A 3,251-nucleotide genomic window follows, 5' to 3' on the forward strand; every position below is an offset into this window, starting at 1 on the left:
CTGCTCCTTGCACAGAGCGCGAAAAGGTGGGTCACTCACGTCCTCCATGGGAGCGAGCAACAAAGGAAATTCCGGTAAAACGATATCACCTATTTTTGGCATCTGCATCTATTTAGCGTGACAAAATTAAAAATAAAGAAGAAAAGAATGGAATTTATTCGTTCTCAAGTCGTTGCAATTCACTTTTCCGGAGTCCGCGGTTTACATTACTGAGTCTGAAGTTTCCAAATTTATACGTAAAACCAAGCCGTACAATTTGTGTTTCCGGGACCTCTTTATAAGCATTGTCCTGGTTGTCATAGCGCGTTGTAAACGTGCCATTGGCCCTGCCAAGGAGGTCTTCCGCCACAAGGGAAATCACCGCCCTGTTATTCCATAAGGTTTTGCGCAAGCCTATATTAAGCCTTATGATTTCTGATACTTTAAACGAACCATAAAGAAACCCGCTTAAATACGTTAAGGAGAGGTCTCCTGTAAAAGTGCCGTCTTTAGAAAAGGTCAATGCGTTGTTTAAATAACCATAATAGCCGGTGACCCTGTTGGTATAGGTTTCAATTGTGCTTTCTTCAGCCAAAAAGGTTTCATCTTCATAAAAAAGCGAGTTGTAAAAATACATGGACCAAAAGTTATTAATAGACCGTGAGATCGTAAAATCGAGCCCATAAGAGGTGCTTTTCTGCACATTCTGTTTGATCTCCCTCAGGGTCTGATTCTCATTGTCCTGAAAACTTAAGCTGCTTATATAGCGTCCGTTATCCCTGTAATAAACATCAATAAAATAGATGTCCTTGATTGAAAAATTTAAATTGAAATTATGGCTGAAATTGGGAACCAGGTTTGGGTTGCCTTCCAGGTAATTATTTTCATTCAGAAAATACCGAAACGGGTTTAAGTCGGAATATTTGGGCCTTGTTAGCTTCCTGCTGTAATCAAAGGTAAGGCTGTGATCCTCGCTAAGCTTCCGGGTAACAAATACAGAAGGGAAAAGTTCAAAGTAGTTCTGTGTATTTATCTGAAGTAAGGTTTCTGAAATAGATTCTACGTTGGTTTGTTCTCCTCTCAAGCCAAGTCTTAGCGACCAGTTTTCCCAATCCTGTGCAAGACTGGCATAGGCGGCATAAACCGCTTCCCTGTATTCAAAATTGTCCGTTAGGGCAATATCAAATGGGGGTAAATTGTTATTGTCGGCAAAATAATCGATCCCGCTTTTAGAATTGATCCATGAACCCCTTAGCCCGGTTTCAAAACTCCCCGATTTTACAGGGGTGTAATAATCTATTTGCCCGGTATAAATATTTATGTCCTGAAGGGCGTCCGTAGCAAACGAAAAATTCCGGATAAAATCGCCTGCGGGATCAAAATAATCACTGGAGCCATCTTGCAGACGGGTTAATTCATAGTATGTATAGTGTGCATTTGCCTTTATTGTTGCGTCTTCTTTTTTTAGTTTACGTTCATAATTAAGGTCAAAGGAAAGGTTCTGCAGGTCTTCCTGAATACCGCTATCGGTTTGCAAGGTAGAATCCAGCACTCCTGCGTTATTGCGCATTTCGGTAAACAGCTCATTTTCAAATTTCTTATTTGGGGAAAAGCTCAGGTTGGACGTAAAATTTAAAAGGTCGCGCTCTGAGGGTTTATAATCAAAAATCATGTTCAGCTGCTGATCCTGGGATTTGGTTGTCTGCCCGAAGTCGGTATTCCAGCGTGCAAAGATCTCATTCTGATCATTGATAAAGTTTATTCTACTGTCGGTGTCTTTAAACTCCTTTCTGGGGTTGTACGTGTAGTTTAGAAAAATGCCCAATTTATCATTTTTGAAATAATGGCTGGTGCCAAAGCTGTATTTCGGAAATATGCCTTGTGTATATTGTGCCCTTACGTTGCCTTTATAACCGGGTACTACGTTCTCTTTAGTTCGGATATTGAGAATAGACCCGTCTGCAGCCTCGAAACTGGCCGGAGGATTTGGGATTACCTCTACTGAGGAAATCATATCTCCGGAAAGGCCCTTTAAAAATTCCTGGACTTCATATTGGGATAACTGTATTTTACGATCATTGAGATAAACTGATGCTATTTGTCCCCTTATTTCAAGGTTGTCCTGAACGACTATGACCCCGGGGGCATTGCGCAATATATCCCAGGTGGTTCCTTCGCCAAGAACCGTATTTTCAACATTAAAGATAATCCGGTCTGCTTTTCGTTCTACCGTAGGTTTCTGGCCTGTTACCACCACCTCGTCCAGCCATTCGCTATCGGGCTCCAGGACAAGGGCCCCAATTTGGATGTTTCTTTTAATTTCCAGGGCTACCAGGGTAGACTTGTACCCAAAGTACTTTGCCTGTAAATAATATAAGTCTTCCGGGATATCTTTTAAGGTAAAGCGCCCTTCGTCGTCTGCGGAAATACCATTTACCTGGGTATTGTCCAGCGCTTTCAGAAGTATAACGTTTGCAAATGGCAGTGGTTTCCCGTCGGAATCCTTTACAGAACCGGTTACCTCAAAGTTCTGGCTTAGCAGGACCAAAGGAAATAATGCCAATAAGAACAGTAAGGGGAATCTCACAGTTTGGTAGGTTATTCGTCAAAGCTATAAAAATATTTACATTGTTTGCGTTAAATAGAAGTGATTCTTTCTAAGCGCAAAAAGCGATTGTGCATCAGTATCCTGCAAAACTTTGATCATAAAAAGTTAGAATTTAATGGGCGCTTTAACGATTTGGTCGTTGCGTTTTACGCTGACAGTAGTAGTGTCTCCGGGTTCAAAAGCAGACAAGGCGCGCATATAACTCATCATGTCCACAACGGTGCTGTCGCCAAGCTGAACAACAACATCTCCTTTCTGTAAGCCCGCTTTTTGTGCCGGTTTATCTTCGCTAACGCCATCAATTCGCATCCCTTTACCATCAAAGAGGTAATCCGGTACTACCCCAAGGGCAACTTTGAATCTCGGTACTTCTTCGCTCTCGTTTTTGGTTTTTCTGAAAGTCAGTTTCTGGTTGTCATCCAGTTCCTTAACCAGGGTGAACAGATAGGAACTGATCATTCGCATCCCGTCATAATTTAATTTCTCCGCATCGTCTGTTGGCTTGTGATAATCTTCATGCTGACCAGTAAAAAAATGCAATACCGGAATGTCTTGCAGGTAGAATGAGGTATGGTCGGAAGGGCCTACGCCAGATTCATTTAAAACCAGTTTAAACCCGGGATTAGAAGCATTTAATACCTGTGGCCAGATGGGAGAAGTACCG

General features: G+C 41.9%; 2 protein-coding genes and 1 pseudogene. All 3 read right to left on the minus strand.

Features of this window, described 5'->3' with window-relative positions:
• A pseudogene (locus Q0X89_RS00810) lies at window positions 1-102 on the minus strand (tRNA dihydrouridine synthase DusB); the annotation flags it as partial.
• Between the two features lie 52 nt (window positions 103-154).
• Complete coding sequence (locus Q0X89_RS00815) at window positions 155-2,566, minus strand: outer membrane beta-barrel protein (RefSeq protein WP_297690710.1); 2,412 nt, start codon at window positions 2,564-2,566, stop codon at window positions 155-157.
• A 126-nt stretch (window positions 2,567-2,692) separates the two neighbouring features.
• On the minus strand, window positions 2,693-3,251 hold a 559-nt coding region (locus tag Q0X89_RS00820; protein ID WP_297690711.1), incomplete at its 5' end, for a PDZ domain-containing protein.

It is taken from the genome of uncultured Eudoraea sp., assembly GCF_947258525.1.
Lineage (GTDB): Bacteria > Bacteroidota > Bacteroidia > Flavobacteriales > Flavobacteriaceae > Eudoraea.